The 20,243-nt window shown below is 53.0% G+C and carries 18 protein-coding genes and 1 other annotated feature; of the genes, 12 read left to right on the plus strand and 6 right to left on the minus strand.

Going from position 1 to position 20,243, the window contains the following annotated elements; all coding sequences use genetic code 11:
- Nucleotides 1-8: 8 nt before the first annotated feature.
- Entirely contained in the window at nucleotides 9-548 is a 540-nt protein-coding gene (gene yjjX, locus SGBXF1_RS03085) for an inosine/xanthosine triphosphatase (RefSeq protein WP_061807392.1), read from the minus strand.
- A 110-nt stretch (nucleotides 549-658) separates the two neighbouring features.
- Here yjjX and gpmB point away from each other — a divergent pair, with 110 nt between their 5' ends.
- On the plus strand, nucleotides 659-1,306 hold the full coding sequence (gpmB, locus tag SGBXF1_RS03090) for a 2,3-diphosphoglycerate-dependent phosphoglycerate mutase GpmB (protein ID WP_037420628.1): 648 nt from the start codon (nucleotides 659-661) through the stop codon (nucleotides 1,304-1,306).
- Here the strand turns inward: gpmB and robA are convergent.
- Nucleotides 1,303-2,172 (minus strand): MDR efflux pump AcrAB transcriptional activator RobA, encoded by an 870-nt coding sequence (gene robA, locus SGBXF1_RS03095; protein ID WP_037420631.1) that lies wholly within the window; start codon nucleotides 2,170-2,172, stop codon nucleotides 1,303-1,305. The two genes, gpmB and robA, sit on opposite strands and share 4 nt — an antisense overlap.
- A gap of 344 nt (nucleotides 2,173-2,516) precedes the next feature.
- Between robA and creA the strand changes: the two genes are divergently transcribed.
- A complete protein-coding gene (gene creA / locus SGBXF1_RS03100) occupies nucleotides 2,517-2,996 on the plus strand; it encodes a protein CreA (RefSeq protein WP_037420635.1) in 480 nt (159 codons plus the stop codon).
- A gap of 44 nt (nucleotides 2,997-3,040) precedes the next feature.
- On the opposite strand, the gene arcA is transcribed toward creA, so the two are convergent.
- A complete protein-coding gene (gene arcA, locus SGBXF1_RS03105; protein ID WP_004949989.1) occupies nucleotides 3,041-3,757 on the minus strand; it encodes a two-component system response regulator ArcA in 717 nt (238 codons plus the stop codon).
- Nucleotides 3,758-4,390: 633 nt separating this feature from the next.
- On the opposite strand from arcA, the gene SGBXF1_RS03110 reads away from it, so the two are divergent.
- The 5 genes from SGBXF1_RS03110 (at nucleotide 4,391) to thrC (ending at nucleotide 10,124) form a co-directional block, all read left to right on the plus strand.
- Entirely contained in the window at nucleotides 4,391-5,077 is a 687-nt protein-coding gene (locus SGBXF1_RS03110; protein WP_037420638.1) for a tRNA/rRNA methyltransferase, read from the plus strand.
- Nucleotides 5,078-5,289: 212 nt separating this feature from the next.
- Nucleotides 5,290-5,358, plus strand: a complete 69-nt coding sequence (gene thrL / locus SGBXF1_RS03115) for a thr operon leader peptide (RefSeq protein WP_071998276.1) — start codon at nucleotides 5,290-5,292, stop codon at nucleotides 5,356-5,358.
- Nucleotides 5,297-5,415: a sequence feature (Thr leader region), on the plus strand. Its footprint overlaps the gene before it by 62 nt.
- A gap of 25 nt (nucleotides 5,416-5,440) precedes the next feature.
- Entirely contained in the window at nucleotides 5,441-7,900 is a 2,460-nt protein-coding gene (thrA, locus tag SGBXF1_RS03120; protein ID WP_037420641.1) for a bifunctional aspartate kinase/homoserine dehydrogenase I, read from the plus strand.
- Between the two features lies 1 nt (nucleotide 7,901).
- A complete protein-coding gene (thrB, locus tag SGBXF1_RS03125) occupies nucleotides 7,902-8,831 on the plus strand; it encodes a homoserine kinase (RefSeq protein WP_186427800.1) in 930 nt (309 codons plus the stop codon).
- A 3-nt stretch (nucleotides 8,832-8,834) separates the two neighbouring features.
- Nucleotides 8,835-10,124 carry a threonine synthase gene (thrC, locus tag SGBXF1_RS03130; RefSeq protein ID WP_037420646.1) on the plus strand — a complete coding sequence of 430 codons (1,290 nt, stop codon included), beginning with the start codon at nucleotides 8,835-8,837 and terminating at the stop codon, nucleotides 10,122-10,124.
- 66 nt (nucleotides 10,125-10,190) lie between these two features.
- Here the strand turns inward: thrC and yaaA are convergent, their stop codons facing one another.
- Both yaaA and SGBXF1_RS03140 read right to left on the minus strand, forming a co-directional pair.
- On the minus strand, nucleotides 10,191-10,964 hold the full coding sequence (gene yaaA, locus SGBXF1_RS03135) for a peroxide stress protein YaaA (RefSeq protein WP_061807390.1): 774 nt from the start codon (nucleotides 10,962-10,964) through the stop codon (nucleotides 10,191-10,193).
- A 105-nt stretch (nucleotides 10,965-11,069) separates the two neighbouring features.
- Nucleotides 11,070-12,494 carry an alanine/glycine:cation symporter family protein gene (locus SGBXF1_RS03140; RefSeq protein WP_186427801.1) on the minus strand — a complete coding sequence of 475 codons (1,425 nt, stop codon included), beginning with the start codon at nucleotides 12,492-12,494 and terminating at the stop codon, nucleotides 11,070-11,072.
- 380 nt (nucleotides 12,495-12,874) lie between these two features.
- Here SGBXF1_RS03140 and tal point away from each other — a divergent pair, with 380 nt between their 5' ends.
- From tal to SGBXF1_RS03155, 3 genes are all read left to right on the plus strand, one after another.
- The gene (tal, locus tag SGBXF1_RS03145) at nucleotides 12,875-13,828 is read left to right on the plus strand and encodes a transaldolase (RefSeq protein WP_037420655.1); all 954 of its coding nucleotides are present in this window, start codon (nucleotides 12,875-12,877) and stop codon (nucleotides 13,826-13,828) included.
- Nucleotides 13,829-13,978: 150 nt separating this feature from the next.
- Nucleotides 13,979-14,566, plus strand: coding sequence for a molybdopterin adenylyltransferase (gene mog / locus SGBXF1_RS03150; protein WP_130382476.1), 588 nt, complete (start codon nucleotides 13,979-13,981; stop codon nucleotides 14,564-14,566).
- A gap of 124 nt (nucleotides 14,567-14,690) precedes the next feature.
- Nucleotides 14,691-15,998, plus strand: coding sequence for an MFS transporter (locus SGBXF1_RS03155; RefSeq protein ID WP_061807388.1), 1,308 nt, complete (start codon nucleotides 14,691-14,693; stop codon nucleotides 15,996-15,998).
- A gap of 47 nt (nucleotides 15,999-16,045) precedes the next feature.
- Here the strand turns inward: SGBXF1_RS03155 and satP are convergent, their stop codons facing one another.
- The gene (gene satP, locus SGBXF1_RS03160; protein ID WP_037420812.1) at nucleotides 16,046-16,645 is read right to left on the minus strand and encodes an acetate uptake transporter; all 600 of its coding nucleotides are present in this window, start codon (nucleotides 16,643-16,645) and stop codon (nucleotides 16,046-16,048) included.
- Nucleotides 16,646-16,969: 324 nt separating this feature from the next.
- Here satP and dnaK point away from each other — a divergent pair, with 324 nt between their 5' ends.
- Together dnaK and dnaJ are read left to right on the plus strand one after the other, a co-directional pair.
- Nucleotides 16,970-18,883 carry a molecular chaperone DnaK gene (gene dnaK, locus SGBXF1_RS03170; protein WP_130382474.1) on the plus strand — a complete coding sequence of 638 codons (1,914 nt, stop codon included), beginning with the start codon at nucleotides 16,970-16,972 and terminating at the stop codon, nucleotides 18,881-18,883.
- Nucleotides 18,884-18,989: 106 nt separating this feature from the next.
- Nucleotides 18,990-20,117 carry a molecular chaperone DnaJ gene (gene dnaJ, locus SGBXF1_RS03175; protein ID WP_186427802.1) on the plus strand — a complete coding sequence of 376 codons (1,128 nt, stop codon included), beginning with the start codon at nucleotides 18,990-18,992 and terminating at the stop codon, nucleotides 20,115-20,117.
- Nucleotides 20,118-20,243: the final 126 nt, after the last annotated feature.

Raw genomic sequence — 20,243 nt, forward strand, 5'->3', positions numbered from 1 at the left:
CAACAGGGTTACTTCTGCGGTGCGCTGTTGTGGTTTTGGTAGATTGGGTTGTGGAAGGGCACCAACGCCAGTAGCAGCGCCTGATGGTAAACACTGGTGCGGCTCAACCGCCCGTCGGTAAAGATACCGATAGCGCCGCCCTGGCGTTTCACTTCGGCATTGCCGGTGATGGTCGCCATCTCACTTCCCAATTCGCGGCCGGCGCGAATTCCCTGTAAAATCGTCTCTGGTAACATCAGGCTGGCTGAGCGCGACTCGCCACGGGTGTATGGGTTTTCCACCGTCATCCAGGCGAAAGTCATATTCTCTTCGATACCAGCTTCCACGCCGACCCAAAAGTCGGCTTCTGGGCGTACTTGCCGCGCTTCCATTACACGCTGGCGTGCCCCGGTGCGGGTTTCGTGATTACCTATGGGTTGCAGTGAGACGCCGCTGGCGACGTCGACTGATTCAATGCGGCATTGGCCCGCGCCAAAGGTGTCATCAAAGGCCAACTCAATAGCCTTGATCTTTGCCGGGTTGGTAGTTGCAGCGACAACATGATACATAACGGGTTTGGCATCCTTAAGCTAAGAGCCTATTCAAACGTCAGACTTTTGCGAAAGCGGTTTCTGACGAAGATAAACTCAGGTTTCACGCAGTATAACGGAAAAGCAAAATGTTACAGGTATACCTCGTTCGCCACGGCGAAACGGAATGGAATGCGGCTCGCCGTATCCAAGGCCAGTCCGACAGCCCGTTAACCGCTAACGGTGAACATCAGGCTCGTCTGGTTGCCCAGCGCGTCAGCAAACAAGGTATCACGCATGTGATTACCAGCGATCTGGGGCGCACCCGACGCACCGCACAAATCATCGCAGAGGCTTGTGGCTGCGAGGTGATTAACGATCCACGTTTGCGTGAGTTGCATATGGGGGTGCTGGAAGAGCGCCTGATCGACAGTCTGACGCCGCAGGAAGAGCAGTGGCGTAAGCAGATGGTCGATGGTACTGCGGACGGGCGCATCCCTCAAGGTGAATCCATGAGTGAGTTGGGCGAACGTATGCGTGCGGCATTAGAAAGCTGTCTGATGTTGCCTGAGGGCAGCAAACCGCTGATCGTCAGCCACGGTATCGCTTTGGGGTGTTTGATCAGCACCGTGCTCGGATTGCCGGCTTATGCTGAACGTCGCTTACGCCTGCGTAACTGTTCGCTGTCGCGTGTCGACTATCAGCAGAGCCCATGGTTGGCTTCTGGCTGGATTGTCGAAACCGCGGGCGATGTCACGCATCTGGACATGCCCGCGTTGGACGAACTGCAACGTTAACGGCGAATCGGGATCAAGTAGTCGCAGTTGATCTCGGTCGGGGGCTGAGGTGGCCTACGGTCACCTTTTGGATAAAAGCGCTCAATGTCGTGCCCTTTACGGCGCGTAAGTTTGAGCGCCGGCAGGCAGGTGCCATACACAGTCAGAATAAAGTCCTGTAGGCCAGAGGCCGGGCCTTCATAGCTGAACATGGCATACTCGCCACCTTGCAGTACGAGCGGCTGTCCTGCCTGAATTTTTGCCGGCACGTGATCTGGTTCCAGCGCTGTGGTGTACAGCACTTCCTGTTCGTCATCCTTTTCCTGGCTTGGGCGCGAATGATGCAACCCGTACAACACCGGTGGCAGCGTGTCTGCTTCGCCCAGATACTGGCGCCAGAACTGTGAACGCAGCTCGGTACGGAAGTTGGAAATTTGCTCTAATGTGCAGGAATAGCTTTGCGTCAGGCCAATCAGATGCTGTTCCGGCAGTGAGACAAACTCTGGCTGCGGCAGGGTAAAGGCCCCCAGGCGAATTGGCGGGCAAATACCGAATGCGCTCCAGTCTTCTGCACGACGATATAGCGCTGGCGTTTGCGCAAACTGTTTTTTAAATGCGCGTGTGAATGTCTGCTGCGAGTCGAAGCGATACTGTAAGGCAATATCCAGAATAGGTCGGCTGGTTAAACGCAGCGCTACCGCAGCTTTGGATAATCTCCTTGCCCGGATATAAGCGCCGATGGCGTTACCGGTAATATCTTTGAACATCCGTTGTAAATGCCACTTGGAGTAACCCGCTTTAGCCGCCACGTTGTCCAGCGACAAGGGTTGGTCCAAATGGCTTTCCAGCCAGCTAAGCAGATCACGAATGATACCGGCTTGATCCATAGATCTTCCTCGTAGAGCTTTAGGGTAGGGACCCGAACTGTTTATTCATTACGCTGGTGCTTGCGCTATCAGACCAATCCATGAGCCATTTTGCGTAGCACTCTTTACCTCTTGCAGCGGGTTGCGCGAGAGTTGGATAGGGGCACACCTTAAACGGGCGAAAAGAAATAACGACGCCGCATAATAGCAATTTTTTTCCTCCGAGACTCCCAAAGATTTTTTTCACGCTCTGTGCTAAAAAGATCGGTGCGGACCAGAAAGAACCCTATTCTGTGACCTAAAACATAAACAATATTGATTGCCTGCGCCTATTTCTTTAGGTTCTGGCTATTGGAGTTAAGTGAATGAAAAAAGGATGGATATTTTTGTTTGGTTTAGTTTGCGCAACAGTAAACAGTGCGCAGGCCGAACAGGTTGGGTCAGTGGATACGGTATTCAAACTCTTTGGTCCAGACCACAAAATTGTAGTGGAGGCGTTCGATGATCCTGATGTCAAAAATGTAACTTGTTATATCAGCCGGGCAAAAACCGGTGGTATTAAAGGTGGGCTGGGATTAGCGGAAGACACTGCGGATGCGGCCATTTCTTGTCAGCAGGTTGGGCCGATTGAGCTGAACGATAAAATTAAGAACGGTAAGGCGGAAGGCACCGTCGTGTTCCAGAAGCGGACATCGTTGGTGTTTAAGAAGCTGCAGGTAGTGCGTTTTTACGACGCTACACGCAATGCATTGATTTATCTTAGCTATTCAGACCGTGTAGTGGATGGTTCACCGAAGAACGCGTTGAGCGCGGTGCCAATCATCCCATGGGGTGAGGCAAAATAAGATTTGGGGTTCGATAGAACCCCAAATATTTTAACGCGGGAGACTTACTCTTCCAGATCGCCGCAGAAACGGTAACCTTCACCGTGAATGGTGGCGATAATTTCTGGTGTGTCTGGCGTTGATTCGAAGTGCTTGCGGATGCGACGGATGGTCACGTCCACGGTACGGTCATGCGGCTTCAGCTCACGGCCGGTCATTTTCTTCAGCAGTTCGCCACGGGATTGGATCTTGCCCGGGTTTTCGCAGAAGTGCAGCATGGCGCGGAATTCACTGCGCGGCAGTTTATACTGTTCGCCTGCCGGGCTGATCAGTGAGCGGCTATTGATGTCCAGCTCCCAACCGTTGAATTTATAGCTTTCAACCAGGCGACGTTCTTCGCCGACGCTGCCCAGGTTCATGGTACGTGACAGCAGGTTGCGTGCGCGAATGGTCAGTTCACGCGGGTTGAACGGCTTGGTGATATAGTCATCAGCGCCGATTTCCAATCCGAGGATCTTATCAACTTCGTTATCACGGCCGGTCAGGAACATCAGCGCAACGCTGGCCTGTTCACGCAGTTCGCGTGCCAGCAGCAGGCCGTTTTTGCCTGGCAGATTGATGTCCATGATAACCAGATTGATATCATTTTCAGACAGGATGTTGTGCATTTCTGCACCATCATTGGCTTCATGAACAACGTAGCCTTCCGCCTCGAAAATGCTCTTCAGGGTGTTACGAGTGACTAACTCGTCTTCGACAATCAGAATGTGCGGGGTCTGCATATTTGCTACCTAAAATTGCCAACAAAATAGAAAATAGGAAGTACAGAAGTCTTTGTTTTCTTGGTGGAGGGCAGAGATTAGCGCTCACGTTCCCTCTTAACAAATGACTACAGTACGTAAACTCGTTCTTGATGCACTTTCCATCTCATGTCAACAAGATCGCTAGCTTGGTGGGGGTGCTATTCCCTACAACCCCAAAGGTGCCAAAACGGCGCATATCCTAACCCTATTAACAGCAATATAACAGTGCGTACCGAATTCATCACCCAACAAAACTAAGCTTTGTTGACATATATCAAATTCAATTGTAGCACGTTAACAGTTTTGTGAAAAACACTTACAGAAATGCCAGCTTAAGTCACAGATGCATAAATTCTGTGTACGATTCAGCATTGTTGCGCCTAATGGGGTAGAATTATCGGCTTATTGATAAAGGGGTTCTTTTAACACTTTGATTAATAAGAGCAGTAAATCATAAGCAGCAATAATATGTATTACGCTCTATTTATCAGGCCAATAACTCATTTAACCCTATCTCTCGTGGCTGTCGGGATTATTGTTGCGCGCTTGTAAATATAATCAGACTATCCTGAACAGTCAAAAACTCGCAATCCCTCATTTTGTGGAGTATTGATGCAGCTTCATATTGTTTTAGTGGCTCCGGCACGGCCGGAAAACGTCGGCGCTGCGGCGCGGGCGATGAAAACCATGGGCTTCACTTCGTTACGCATTGTCGATAGCGAAGCGCACCTGCAACCAGCGGCGCGCTGGGTCGCCCATGGGGCAGGGGATATCCTTGACGGCGTGCAAACTTTTTCAACGCTTGAGCAGGCGTTGGCGGATGTTGATTTCACAGTGGCGACCACTGCTCGCAGCCGTGCACGATTCCACTATTACTGTACGCCCCAGCAGTTGCTTGGTCAGTTGGACGAACGCCGCCAGTGGGTCAGTCAGGCTGCGCTGGTGTTTGGCCGTGAAGATTCCGGCCTGACTAACGAAGAACTGGAATTGGCCGATCTGCTCACCGGTGTGCCAATGCAGGCAGATTACCCTTCCTTGAATCTTGGCCAGGCAGTGATGGTGTATTGCTATCAATTGTCTGCGCTGATGAACGTAAGCGCACCGCAGGAGCCGGTGGCTAATGAAGGCCAGCTTAAAGCACTGCGTCAGCGTGCCGACGGGTTACTTGGCGCGTTAGGGGTCAGTGATGACCAAAAATTGCGTGACTGGTTGCATCAGCGACTCGGTGCTTTGCAGCAGCGGGATACGGCGATGCTGCATACTTTGTTGCATGACATCGAAAAAAAACTGACAAAGTGATACCCGCAAACATGGCTTATTATGCAGTGTGATCCACTGCAAAATTGCTTCCTGTCGGTATTTTTGTTCTGTCATTTGGCTTTTCAGCTCTCTCATTGCTCAATAGCCCCTTTGGGTGATAAATAAGCAAAAATAAGAAATAATTTGACTTGGGATAGCGATTGCTTTAACCAATAGAGGGGACAGAGTATTTAATGAGACAGACAGAAAAAATGCGAAACATCAGCCTGAACACAACAATTATTACCACCACCGATACCACAGGTAACGGGGCGGGCTGACGCGTACAGGAAACAAAAGAAAAAAGCCCGCACCTAACCAGTGCGGGCTTTTTTTTCGGCTTAAATTCGGGAGAGATAAGAAATGCGAGTGCTGAAATTTGGCGGAACCTCGGTAGCGAATGCAGAACGTTTTCTGCGCGTCGCCGACATCATGGAAAGTAATGCACGTCAGGGACAGGTGGCCACGGTATTGTCCGCTCCGGCTAAAATCACCAACCACTTGGTGGCGATGATTGACAAAACGGTAGCAGGGCAAGACATTCTGCCAAATATGAGCGATGCAGAACGCATCTTCGCTGACTTGCTGAGTGGCCTGGCGCAGGCGTTGCCCGGTTTTGAATATGATCGTCTCAAAACATTGGTTGATCATGAGTTCGCTCAACTCAAGCAGGTGCTGCACGGTGTTGCACTGCTCGGACAATGTCCGGACAGCGTGAATGCGGCCATCATCTGCCGCGGTGAGAAGCTCTCCATCGCGATCATGGAAGGCGTGTTTCGTGCCAAAGGTTTCCCAGTAACGGTGATCAACCCTGTCGAGAAATTGCTGGCTCAGGGGCACTACCTGGAATCTACGGTAGACATTGCCGAATCCACACTGCGTATCGCTGCGTCGGCGATCCCGGCGGATCACATTGTGCTGATGGCCGGTTTCACCGCGGGTAATGACAAAGGCGAACTGGTCGTGCTGGGCCGTAATGGTTCTGATTACTCCGCTGCCGTGCTGGCTGCTTGTCTGCGTGCCGACTGTTGTGAGATCTGGACTGACGTCGATGGTGTCTACACCTGTGACCCGCGTACTGTGCCGGACGCCAGGTTGTTGAAGTCGATGTCGTATCAGGAAGCAATGGAGCTTTCTTACTTCGGCGCCAGCGTACTTCATCCCCGCACTATCGCCCCGATTGCCCAGTTCCAAATCCCTTGCCTGATTAAAAATACCGCCAACCCGCAAGCCCCAGGCACGTTAATCGGCGGTGAAAATTTGGATACCGATACCCCGGTTAAGGGCATCACCAATCTGAATAACATGGCGATGATCAACGTCTCCGGTCCGGGGATGAAGGGCATGGTCGGCATGGCTGCACGGGTGTTCGCCGTGATGTCGCGTGCGGGTATCTCGGTGGTGCTGATTACCCAGTCCTCTTCTGAATACAGCATCAGTTTCTGTGTGCCACAAAATGAGTTGCAGCGCGCGCGTCGTGCACTGGAAGACGAGTTCTATCTTGAATTGAAAGATGGCCTGCTGGAGCCGCTGGACGTCATGGAAAAGCTGGCGATTATTTCGGTAGTCGGCGATGGCATGCGCACCCTGCGGGGCATTTCGGCCAGTTTCTTCTCAGCACTGGCACGCGCCAACATCAACATTGTTGCTATCGCACAGGGGTCTTCAGAGCGTTCTATCTCGGTCGTGGTGAGCAATGATTCCGCGACGACCGGTGTTCGTGTCTGCCACCAGATGTTGTTCAACACTGATCAGGTGATTGAGGTGTTTGTCATCGGCGTCGGTGGCGTTGGTGGTGCATTGATCGAGCAGATTTACCGCCAGCAGCCGTGGTTAAAACAAAAGCATATTGATCTGCGCGTGTGTGGTATCGCCAATTCCCGTGCCATGTTGACCAACGTGCACGGTATTGCCTTGGAAAGCTGGCGCGATGAGCTGGCCGGTGCGCAAGAGCCGTTCAACCTTGGCCGTTTGATCCGTCTGGTGAAAGAATATCACCTGCTGAACCCGGTCATTGTCGACTGTACCTCCAGCCAGGCGGTTGCCGATCAGTATGCGGATTTCCTTGCCGATGGATTCCACGTGGTGACGCCGAACAAAAAGGCCAATACCTCGTCGATGAATTACTACCAGCAATTACGCACTGCCGCAGCCGGTTCGCGTCGTAAGTTCCTGTACGACACCAACGTTGGCGCTGGCTTACCGGTGATCGAGAACCTGCAGAACCTGTTGAACGCGGGCGACGAATTGACGCGTTTCTCCGGTATTCTCTCTGGTTCGCTGTCATTTATTTTTGGCAAGTTGGATGAAGGGATGTCGTTGTCGGCTGCAACTCAGCAGGCTAAGGAAAAAGGGTACACCGAACCGGATCCGCGTGATGATCTGTCCGGTATGGATGTGGCGCGTAAGTTGCTGATCCTGGCCCGCGAAGCGGGTTACAAGCTGGAGTTGGCTGATATCGACGTCGAGTCGGTGTTGCCGCCGTCCTTTGATGCCTCTGGTGATGTAGATACCTTTATGGCGCGCCTGCCGGAGCTGGATAATGAATACGCCCGCAACGTAGCCAATGCCACCGAGCAGGGTAAGGTGCTGCGCTATGTGGGTGTGATCGAAAATGGTCGCTGCCAGGTACGTATAGATGCGGTAGACGGCAACGATCCGTTGTATAAAGTGAAGAACGGCGAGAACGCCTTGGCTTTCTACAGCCGTTACTATCAGCCGTTGCCGCTGGTGCTGCGTGGCTATGGCGCCGGTAACGATGTGACCGCAGCGGGCGTCTTTGCTGACTTGCTGCGCACACTGTCATGGAAGTTGGGAGTTTAATATGGTTAAGGTGTATGCGCCGGCCTCAATTGGTAACGTAAGCGTCGGTTTCGACGTTCTGGGGGCCGCGGTGTCCCCGATTGACGGTACTCTGCTGGGCGATTGCGTCAGCGTAGAGGCTGCCGAAACGTTCAGTTTGCAGAATGCCGGCCGTTTCGTCAGCAAACTGCCGGACGACCCGAAAGAGAATATCGTTTACCAATGCTGGGAGCGTTTCTGTCAGGAAATTGGTCAACAGATCCCGGTGGCGATGCGGCTTGAGAAAAATATGCCGATCGGCTCCGGGCTGGGCTCAAGCGCCTGTTCGGTGGTCGCTGGGTTGATGGCGATGAATGAATTTTGCAACCGCCCATTGGATAAAATGAAGCTGTTGGGCCTGATGGGCGAGCTGGAAGGCCGCATCTCCGGCAGCGTACATTACGATAATGTGGCGCCTTGCTATCTCGGCGGCCTGCAGTTAATGCTGGAAGAAGAAGGCTTCATCAGCCAGGAAGTGCCATGCTTTAAAGACTGGCTGTGGGTGATGGCCTACCCGGGCATCAAGGTATCCACCGCCGAAGCGCGTGCGATCTTGCCCGCGCAGTATCGTCGTCAGGACTGTATCAGCCATGGCCGCTATTTGGCGGGCTTTATTCATGCCTGCCATACCCAGCAACCGCAATTGGCCGCCAAACTGATGCAGGATGTGATTGCCGAGCCGTATCGCACCCGCCTGTTGCCGGGCTTTGCCGAAGCGCGCAAAGCCGCGCAGGACATCGGTGCGTTGGCTTGCGGTATCTCCGGCTCTGGCCCGACGCTGTTCGCCGTTTGCAACGACAGTGCGACCGCACAGCGCATGGCTGACTGGCTGACTCATCACTATCTGCAAAACGACGAAGGTTTTGTTCATATTTGCCGTCTGGATACCGCAGGCGCACGACTACTGGGATAACGCATGAAACTGTACAACCTTAAGGATCACAACGAGCAGGTCAGCTTCGCACAGGCGATCAAACAGGGCCTGGGTAAACAGCAAGGGCTGTTTTTCCCGCTGGAGCTGCCGGAATTTGAACTGACGGAAATCGACCAGTTGCTGGAACAGGATTTTGTCACGCGCAGCAGCCGTATTCTGTCGGCGTTTATTGGTGATGAAGTTTCTGAAGAAGCATTGCATAAGCGTGTGGCGGCGGCCTTTGAATTCCCTGCGCCAGTCGCGCAAGTCGAAGACGACATTGCCTGTCTGGAGCTGTTCCATGGCCCAACGCTGGCGTTCAAAGACTTCGGTGGCCGCTTTATGGCGCAAATGCTGGCAGAAGTGGCGGGCGATCAGCCGGTGACTATTCTGACTGCGACTTCCGGTGATACCGGCGCTGCGGTAGCGCATGCGTTCTACGGCCTGAAGAATGTACGCGTGGTGATCCTGTATCCGCAGGGCAAAATCAGCCCGCTGCAGGAAAAACTGTTCTGCACCCTGGGTGGCAACATCCATACCGTGGCGATCGACGGTGACTTCGATGCTTGCCAGGCGCTGGTGAAACAGGCATTTGACGATCAGGAATTGAAAGAAGCACTGCATCTGAACTCGGCTAACTCTATTAATATCAGCCGACTGCTGGCACAGATTTGTTATTACTTCGAAGCGGTAGCGCAACTGCCGCAAGAAGCACGCAATCAGTTGGTGATCTCGGTACCAAGTGGCAACTTCGGTGATTTGACTGCCGGCCTGCTGGCCAAATCATTGGGTCTGCCGGTGAAGCGTTTTATCGCCGCGACCAATGCCAATGACACCGTGCCGCGCTTTCTGACTAACGGCCAGTGGCAACCACACGCCACCGTGGCGACGTTGTCGAATGCGATGGACGTTAGCCAGCCGAACAACTGGCCGCGGGTAGAAGAACTGTTCCGTCGTAAGATCTGGCAGTTGAAAGAGCTGGGCCATGCAACGGTCAGTGACGAAACTACCAAAGACAGTATGCGCGAGCTGGCACAATTGGGCTATCTCTCTGAACCGCACGCGGCAATCGCTTATCGCGCATTGCGCGATCAGTTGCAGGATGGGGAGTTTGGCCTGTTCCTGGGTACCGCGCATCCGGCCAAGTTCAAAGAGAGCGTAGAAGAGATCCTGGGTCAGGAACTGCCATTGCCGAAAGCATTGGCATTGCGTGCTGATTTGCCGCTGTTGTCGCACAACCTGCCCGCCGGTTTTGGCGAACTGCGCAAGTTCCTGATGGCCTTGCCAGCCTAATCCTGCTGGGGACATAAAAAAGCGAAAAGCCGTCATTGCGACGGCTTTTTTTATGGCTGAGACGGATTACTGCTCCGGGCGTTTGAACACCAGTTCGTTGCCTTTGGAATTGGCCTCATCAAAGGCATAGCCTTCCAGGTTGAAATCAAGCAGTTGTTCACGCTGCGTCAGGCGGTTTTTGATGATAAAGCGGCTCATCAACCCGCGTGCTTTCTTGGCGTAGAAGCTGATGACTTTGTATTTGCCGTTTTTCTCGTCGAGGAACACCGGTTTAATCAGCTCACCGTGCAGTTTGGCCGGTTTCACTGATTTGAAGTATTCGTCGGAAGCCAGGTTGACCACCACGTCGTCACCCTGCTGTTCCAATGCCTCGTTGAGCTTTTTAGTAATTTGCTCGCCCCAGAAACTGTACAGATCCTTGCCCTTGGCATTTTCCAGTTTGATGCCCATCTCCAGACGGTAGGGCATCATCAGATCAAGCGGGCGTAGCACGCCGTACAGCCCGGACAGCATACGCAGATGTTGTTGGGCGAAATCAAAGTCATCTTCGCTGAAATCCTGTGCGTGCAGGCCGGTATAAACGTCGCCTTTAAAAGCCAGCAGGGCCTGGCGGGCATTGTCCGGGGTGAATTTTGGTTGCCAGTCGCCAAAGCGAGCGGCGTTCAGGCCGGCCAGTTTATCGCTGATGCCCATCAGCTTGGAGATTTGTACCGGCGTTAGGTCACGGCAGATTTTGATCAACTGCTTAGATTTGTCCAACAGTTCCGGCTGTGTAAAGCGTTCTGTCGCCAGCGGGCTTTCATAATCAAGAGTTTTTGCAGGTGAAATAATAACGAGCATGGCCAGATCCTGTTTATCCAAGAGCGACTACTGTAGCAAAAAGCGCGGCAAAAAGGGTCAATGGGTCTGATAGGCAGGGCGCATGTGATGATGCGCCCTCCTAAATTAATTTTTGTCCCATACGCCCGGTTCAAGCTGGGATTTCAGTTCGGGGAAGCGGTTGGCGTCGAAAGTGGGTAATTTTCCCAGCGTTCGCTGACGGTGGTAATCATTCGCCAGTTTCAGCGCCACACGTGACAGCAGCAGGATTGCAGTCAGGTTGGTAATGGCCATTAAAGCCATAGAGGTATCAGCCATTTTCCATACCACCGGCAGCTCTGCCAATGCGCCAAACATCACCATGCCCAGCGCGGCGCAACGGAAAATCAGCAAACCTGCCGGGTGGTTGTGCTCCAGGAACAACAGATTGCTCTCGGCATAGGCATAGTTGGCAATAATAGAGGTAAAGGCGAAAAAGAAAATGGCGATGGCGACAAACGGCGAGCCCCAACTGCCCACGGCGGCGGAAAGTGCCCGCTGCGTCATGTCGATACCGCTGATGTTGGCTACCGGTTGGTCCAATACGCCAGAGGACAGAATGATTGCGGCGGTCGCGCTGCAAATCACAATGGTATCAATAAATACCCCGAGCATTTGCACATAGCCCTGAGAAGCCGGGTGTGGCGGATAAGGTGAAGCGGAGGCCGCGGCATTGGGCGCGGAACCCATACCTGCTTCGTTGGAAAACAGACCGCGCTGAACGCCCTGAGTCATCGCCTGAGAAATGCCATAGCCGACAGCGCCTGCTGCTGCTTCTTGCAGCCCGAAAGCGCTTTTGACCACCAGAGACAGGATTGCTGGCATATGCTCAATGTTATGGCCAATCACCCACAGGGCTAGCAACAAATAAGCGGCTGCCATCACAGGGACGACCAACTCGGCCACGCGGGCGACGGAACGAATGCCACCAAAGATCACTGCGCCGCTCAGGATGACCAGGCCGATACCGACATACAGTGGTTTCACGTGGAAGGCGACGGCGGACGCCTGAGCGATGGAGTTGGCTTGCACGGCGTTGAACACCAGGCCAAAGGCGATGATCAAAAAGATTGAGAACAATACGCCCATCCAGCGCATGCCCAGACCTTTCTCCATATAATAAGCTGGGCCACCGCGATAGTTACCCTGATGGTCTTTGGTTTTGTAGAGCTGCGCCAGGCTGCTTTCTACAAAAGACGTGGCCATGCCGATAAACGCCACTACCCACATCCAGAAGATAGCCCCAGGGCCACCGGCGGTGAGAGCGATCGCTACTCCCGTAAGGTTGCCGGTACCAACGCGGGCGGCGAGGGTGGTACAGAGTGCTTGAAAAGAGGAGATGCCAGCGCTGTCGCTCTTGTTGCTGTGCTTGAGCACCGAGAACATATGGCTGAAATGGCGGACCTGAATAAAACGGGTACGCAGCGTGAAATAAATGCCTGTACCAAGCAGCAAATAAATCAGTACCGAACCCCACAAAATATTATTTATAAAATTCATCAGGTCCGTCACGGATCCCTCCTTGTTGAATTTGTTGCGCACCACGCCGTATCCACCGCGGGTGAAAAGACATTGCTTGAATTTTTACAAGAGCTTAGCTGAAACCAGCCTGGTTCTGAGCAATTGAGATTTTTCTCAGATTTTGTCACCCATTGCACTAATTTTCGCGAATTTAACATAATTTATTCAATCGATAGCACGTTATTGCCTTTTCATCAGCTCGAGAATGGCGAAAGATAGCGGCGTAAACGGTTGCTCGCTCAAGGATAAAACTAGCGTCGCCAGGCCGTGATTTTCCAGCCTTGCACCGGGCCTTACGCATGTTATTATCAAGGCAGGGCATGGTTGAACGATGCCAAAAGTTCATGCACACACGATGAGATAATGCCAACATGACCGATAAATTAACTTCCCTGCGCCAACTGACTACCGTGGTTGCAGATACGGGCGATATCGCGGCAATGAAGCTGTATCAACCGCAAGATGCTACGACCAACCCTTCGCTGATCCTCAATGCAGCCCAAATTCCTGAATACCGCAAACTGATTGATGAAGCCATTGCCTGGGCACGCGAGCAGAGCAGCGATCGCGAACAGCAGATCGCCGATGCCGCCGACAAGCTGGCCGTTAACATTGGTCTGGAAATCCTGAAGCTGGTCCCGGGCCGCATCTCCACTGAAGTGGACGCACGCTTGTCTTACGACACCGTTGCCAGCGTTGCCAAGGCCAAGCGCCTGATCAAACTGTACAACGATGCCGGCATCAGCAACGATCGCATCCTGATCAAACTGGCTTCTACCTGGCAGGGCATCCGTGCCGCGGAGCAGCTGGAAAAAGAAGGCATCAACTGTAACCTGACACTGCTGTTCTCCTTCGCTCAGGCGCGTGCTTGTGCTGAAGCCGGTGTGTTCCTGATTTCTCCGTTTGTTGGCCGTATCCTCGACTGGTACAAAGCCAATGGCGACAAGAAAGAGTTCGCGCCAAACGAAGATCCAGGTGTGGTTTCCGTTACTGAGATTTACCAGTATTACAAAGAGCACGGTTACAAAACCGTGGTGATGGGCGCCAGCTTCCGTAACGTTGGCGAAATCATCGAACTGGCTGGCTGTGACCGCCTGACCATCGCCCCTGCACTGCTGAAAGAGCTGGCAGAGAGCGAAGGCACGCTGGAGCGTAAACTGGCTTACACCGGCGAAGTGAAAGCGCGTCCTGCGGCGTTGACTGAGCCTGAGTTCTACTGGCAGCACAACCAGGATCCAATGGCAGTTGAGAAACTGACCGACGGTATCCGCAAGTTTGCCGTAGACCAGGGTAAGCTGGAAAAAATGATCGCCGATCTGCTGTAATTTCCGCAATCAGCGCAGAAAAAGGTGGCTTAGGCCGCCTTTTTTTATGCCCGCAGATCCCGCTGGCGGGTAGACACTTTATACTCTCTGGATTCATAACAGGGCGGGAAATGAACTCGTCCGAACCCCATCAGGCTGTAGAGGTTACGCATGGACATATTACGTATTGGTTTGGTTTCCGTTTCTGACCGCGCTTCTGGCGGTGTTTATCAGGATAAAGGCATACCCGCGCTGGAAGAATGGTTAACCGCAGCGTTGGCGACGCCGTTCAAATTGGAAACCCGGCTGATCCCCGATGAGCAAACGCTGATCGAACAAACCCTATGTGAGCTGGTGGATGAAATGGGCTGCCATCTGGTGCTGACTACCGGCGGTACAGGTCCGGCACGGCGTGATGTGACTCCAGATGCCACCTTGGCGATAGCGGATCGCGTGATGCCTGGCTTCGGTGAGCAAATGCGTCAAATCAGCCTACACTATGTGCCAACGGCAATTCTTTCGCGTCAGGTGGGGGCGATCCGCAAGCAAGCGTTAATCATCAACCTGCCGGGTCAGCCCAAGTCGATCAAAGAAACGCTGGAAGGGGTTAAGGACGAACAAGGTAAGGTGGTGGTGCACGGTATCTTCGCCAGCGTCCCTTACTGCATACAATTGCTTGAGGGACCTTATGTGGAAACTCATGCCGGGGTGGTAGCAGCATTTCGCCCGAAGAATGCACGTCGCGAGATAAACCTCTAAATTTCAGCGTTGTGTGGGATAAATCCCAGTCGAACTGGTGTGAAAAAAATTTGCCGTTATAGTAAGGATTCGTTTACAGAAAGCCGCTGGCTTTTATTTTAACAGTCTCCTCCGACGGTACCCTATGCCTCACGATAATAATCGCCGGTTAAACCGGCAAGACTACAAAACGCTGACGTTAGCTGCTCTGGGCGGTGCGTTAGAGTTCTATGACTTCATCATTTTTGTTTTCTTTGCCGCGGTCATGGGCGAGTTGTTCTTTCCAGCAGATATGCCGGAATGGCTACGTCAGGTGCAGACCTTCGGCATCTTTGCCGCAGGTTATCTGGCACGTCCGCTGGGTGGCATCGTGATGGCGCACTTTGGCGATCTGGTCGGTCGCAAAAAAATGTTCAGCCTGAGTATTTTACTGATGGCGTTGCCAACGTTGGCGATGGGTCTGTTACCGACCTATGCCAGCATCGGCATTGCCGCACCACTGTTGCTGCTGCTGATGCGGGTGCTGCAAGGCGCGGCGATCGGCGGCGAGGTGCCGGGGGCCTGGGTGTTTGTTGCCGAGCACGTGCCGCGTCGTCGCATCGGTTTTGCCTGCGGTACGCTGACTGCCGGTCTGACCGTCGGCATCCTGCTGGGGTCGTTGGTGGCGACGGTAATCAATACCACACTCAGCCAACAAACCATTATTGAAGGCGGCTGGCGTATCCCGTTCCTGCTCGGCGGTATTTTCGGTCTGGTGGCAATGTATCTGCGCCGCTGGTTACAGGAAACGCCGATCTTCATCGAGATGCAGGCACGGAAAGCCTTGGCGGAGGAGCTGCCGCTGAAGTCCGTAGTACTTAACCATCGCAAGGAAGTCGTGGTGTCGATGCTACTGACCTGGCTGCTGTCTGCCGGCATTGTGGTGGTGATTCTGATGACGCCGACCTATTTGCAAAAACAGTTTGGCATCGCCCCGGCGCTGTCGCTGCAAGCTAACAGCATCGCCACCATTATGTTGATTGCCGGTTGTATTATCGCTGGGCTGTCGGCGGATCGCTTTGGTGCCAGCAAAACCTTTATTGTTGGCAGCATGTTACTGGCTGGCTGCAGTTGGTTGTTTTATCGGACGGTGGGAGAACACCCGGAAATGTTGTTCGCCTGCTATGCGCTGGTGGGCTTCAGCGTGGGTGTCGTCGGGGCTGTACCCTATGTAATGGTGCGGGCTTTCCCAGCGGAAGTGCGGTTTACCGGGATTTCGTTCTCATATAATGTCGCATACGCTATTTTTGGGGGTTTAACCCCAATATTTGTAACGTTGATCATGAAGTTAACCCCGTTAGCACCCGCTTACTATGTATTGGCGTTGTCGGGTATTGGGTTGCTGCTGGGAATATACCTGCACCGTGACCTGAACAGTGAAACCAAGGTACAGCGGGCCCGCTCTTACAGCTAAAAAAAGCCCTGCAAAAATTGCAGGGCTTTTTGTTTCAGTGGCGGTGATTATGCCGCCGCGCGAATCGGCTCTACATTGTTGACGTTGGGTTCGCCAATCGGCAGAACCTTACGACCAAATTGCTCGTTGAGCACTTCTGCCATTGCCAGATAAATAGCACTGGCTCCGCAGATAATTCCTTCATAACCCGCAACGTTCAGCAGCGCATGATTGCCCGTGATATTGCCAATCGCCAGCAAGGCGAACAGCAGTGTCAGGCTACCGAACACGAACTGCAGCACACGGTTGGCGCGCAGAGTACCGAAGAACATGAACAGTGTGAAAACGCCCCACAATGCCAGATAAATACCCAGTACGCTGGCGTCGGTCGGTTCGGCCAGACCCAGGCGTGGCAGCAGCAACAGACCGACCAGGCTCAGCCAGAAGCTGCCATAAGAGATAAAGGCAGTCATGCCGAAGGTGTTGCCCTTCTTGTATTCCAGCAGGCCGGCCATAATTTGGGCCAGTCCACCGAAGAAAATCCCCATACTGATAATGGCGGAATTCAATGGGAAAAAGCCCGCGTTGTGCAGGTTCAGCAAGACGGTGGTCATCCCGAAGCCCATCAGGCCGAGAGGGCCGGGATTCGCCAACTTGTTGGTGTGCATAAGTCCTCTGCAATAACAGAAAATTAACGGAAATAGCGAAGTAAATTCATAAATGGTCTGAATGGCCGAAAAATCGATAACTTCCATCAGAGCGCGCGGCATCATAATGATCCCCGGAACAGGAAACAATGATCTGAGTGACGATAAAAAAGAAATTTTTTTCGCCTTACCCCTTGATGCTGAGTTGGATGGCCCCATCTTATTTGCAACCGCAGTTGCTGACCGCGGCTAAGACTGAAATGTTGGGCAGTTGAAAAACAAAAATTTGCCCGCATATAGGTTAGCAACCTGACCGAATATGAATTTATTAGTGGAGACGTTTAGATGGGCAAAATTATTGGTATCGACCTGGGTACTACCAACTCTTGTGTAGCTATTATGGATGGTGGTAAAGCGCGCGTGCTGGAGAACAGCGAAGGCGACCGTACTACACCTTCGATCATCGCATATACCCAGGATGGTGAAATTCTGGTTGGCCAGCCTGCTAAGCGTCAGGCTGTTACTAACCCACAAAACACCCTGTTTGCGATCAAGCGCCTGATTGGCCGTCGCTTCCAGGATGAAGAAGCACAGCGTGATAAAGACATCATGCCGTACAAAATTGTGGCTGCTGATAACGGCGACGCATGGGTTGAAGTAAAAGGCCAGCGTGTAGCACCACCGCAGATTTCTGCTGAAGTGCTGAAGAAAATGAAGAAAACGGCTGAAGATTACCTGGGCGAACCGGTAACTGAAGCGGTTATCACTGTTCCTGCATACTTCAACGACGCACAGCGTCAGGCGACTAAAGACGCCGGTCGTATCGCAGGTCTGGAAGTAAAACGTATCATCAACGAACCGACTGCTGCTGCTCTGGCTTACGGCCTGGACAAAGAAGTTGGCAACCGTACCATCGCGGTTTATGACCTGGGTGGCGGTACTTTCGATATCTCTATTATCGAAATCGACGAAGTTGACGGCGAAAAAACCTTCGAAGTTCTGGCAACCAACGGTGATACCCATCTGGGTGGTGAAGACTTCGACAGCCGCTTGATCAACTACCTGGTGGAAGAGTTCAAGAAAGAACAAGGTTTCGATCTGCGCAATGATCCGTTGGCGATGCAGCGTCTGAAAGAAGCCGCTGAGAAAGCGAAGATCGAACTGTCTTCCGCTCAGCAGACCGACGTTAACCTGCCGTACATCACTGCAGATGCGAGCGGTCCAAAACACATGAACATCAAAGTGACCCGTGCAAAACTCGAGTCGCTGGTTGAAGATCTGGTTGCGCGTTCTATCGAGCCACTGAAAGTAGCTCTGAAAGATGCAGGCCTGTCGGTTTCCGACATCCAGGACGTGATCCTGGTGGGCGGCCAGACCCGTATGCCAATGGTTCAGAAGAAAGTTGCTGACTTCTTCGGTAAAGAACCACGTAAAGACGTTAACCCGGACGAAGCCGTTGCGGTGGGTGCTGCGGTACAGGGCGGCGTGTTGGCCGGTGATGTGAAGGACGTTCTGCTGCTGGACGTTACCCCGCTGTCGCTGGGTATCGAAACCATGGGCAGCGTGATGACTCCGCTGATCACCAAAAACACCACTATCCCGACCAAGCACAGCCAGGTGTTCTCTACCGCTGAAGACAACCAGTCTGCGGTAACCATCCACGTGCTGCAGGGTGAGCGTAAACGCGCTAACGATAACAAGTCACTGGGCCAGTTCAATCTGGACGGCATCCAGGCTGCTCCACGCGGTATGGCGCAGATCGAAGTTACCTTCGATATCGACGCCGACGGTATTCTGCACGTGTCTGCTAAAGACAAGAATACTGGCCGTGAGCAGAAAATCACCATCAAGGCTTCTTCTGGTCTGAACGAAGAAGAAATCCAGAAAATGGTGCGTGATGCTGAGCTGAACGCCGAAGCGGACCGTAAGTTCGAAGAGCTGGTGCAGACCCGTAACCAGGCTGACCATCTGATCCACGGTACCCGTAAGCAGTTGGAAGAAGCGGGCGACAAACTGCCGGCAGAAGACAAAACGGCTATTGAAGCTGCGCTGAAAGATCTGGAAGCTGCGATTAAAGGCGAAGATAAAGCCGAGATCGAAGCGAAGACCCAGGCTCTGGTGCAGGTTTCTGGCAAACTGCTGGAAATGGCTCAGGCGCAGCAGGCTCAGCAAGGTGCTGATGCTGGTGCTGACAACGCGGCGCAGAAAGACGACGACGTGGTTGACGCTGAGTTCGAAGAAGTTAAAGACAAAAAATAATCGCCCTTAAGCGGGCACGTAACGGCCGAGAGGCCGTTACTGGAAACCAGCACGGGCGTCGAGGCAACTCTGCGCCCGTGCACGCATGTTAAGGGTTACAGAAATAATGGCGAAGAAAGACTATTACGAGATTCTCGGCGTCTCCAAGACGGCGGAAGAGCGTGACATAAAAAAGGCGTATAAGCGCCTGGCGATGAAATACCATCCTGACCGTAACCAGGATCAAGACGCCGAAGCCAAGTTTAAAGAGATCAAGGAAGCGTACGAAGTCCTGACCGACGATCAAAAACGTGCCGCCTACGATCAGTACGGCCACGCAGCCTTTGAACAAGGCGGTATGGGCGGTGGTGGTGGGTTTGGCGGCGGTGCCGACTTCAGCGATATCTTTGGCGACGTGTTTGGCGATATCTTTGGTGGTGGTCGCCGTCAGCGTGCCAGTCGCGGTTCTGATTTGCGTTACAACATGGAGCTGTCCCTTGAGGAAGCGGTTCGTGGTGTAACCAAAGAGATCCGTATTCCGACGCTGGAAGAGTGTGGCGTTTGTCACGGCAGCGGTGCGAAACCAGGCAGTTCGCCAGTGACTTGCCCAACCTGTCACGGTCAAGGCCAGGTGCAAATGCGCCAGGGCTTCTTTACCGTGCAGCAGGCCTGTCCACATTGCCATGGACGCGGTCAAATTATCAAAGACCCGTGCAACAGCTGTCATGGCCACGGTCGGGTAGAGAAAGCCAAAACGCTGTCGGTGAAAATCCCGGCTGGCGTTGATACTGGCGACCGCATCCGCTTAGCGGGTGAGGGTGAAGCCGGTGAGCATGGCGCACCAGCGGGCGATCTGTACGTTCAGGTTCAGGTGAAAGCGCACCCGATCTTCGAGCGTGAAGGGAATAACCTGTACTGTGAAGTGCCAATCAACTTCGCAATGGCAGCATTGGGCGGTGAGATCGAAGTGCCAACGCTGGATGGCCGCGTGAAGCTGAAAGTACCGTCAGAAACCCAGACGGGCAAACTGTTCCGCATGCGTGGCAAGGGTGTTAAATCAGTACGTGGTGGCAGTCAGGGCGACCTGTTGTGCCGCGTGGTGGTGGAAACTCCTGTTAACCTGAACGACAAACAGAAGCAATTGCTGAAGGAACTGGAAGAAAGCCTGGGTGGTCCTTCTGGTGATAAAAACAGCCCCCGTTCGAAGAGCTTCTTCGACGGTGTGAAAAAGTTTTTTGATGACCTGACGCGTTAAGCTGCTGTTCTGTCAGCGTACTGCATAACCCCGGCGTCAAAACCGGGGTTTTTTATTGGTTATTGTGTGCCAATAACCCTATATAAAGTGTGATGCTTATCGTAAATAGCTCGGTTTTTACGATTG

It is taken from the genome of Serratia grimesii, assembly GCF_900186025.1.
GTDB classification, from domain to species: Bacteria; Pseudomonadota; Gammaproteobacteria; order Enterobacterales; family Enterobacteriaceae; genus Serratia; species Serratia grimesii.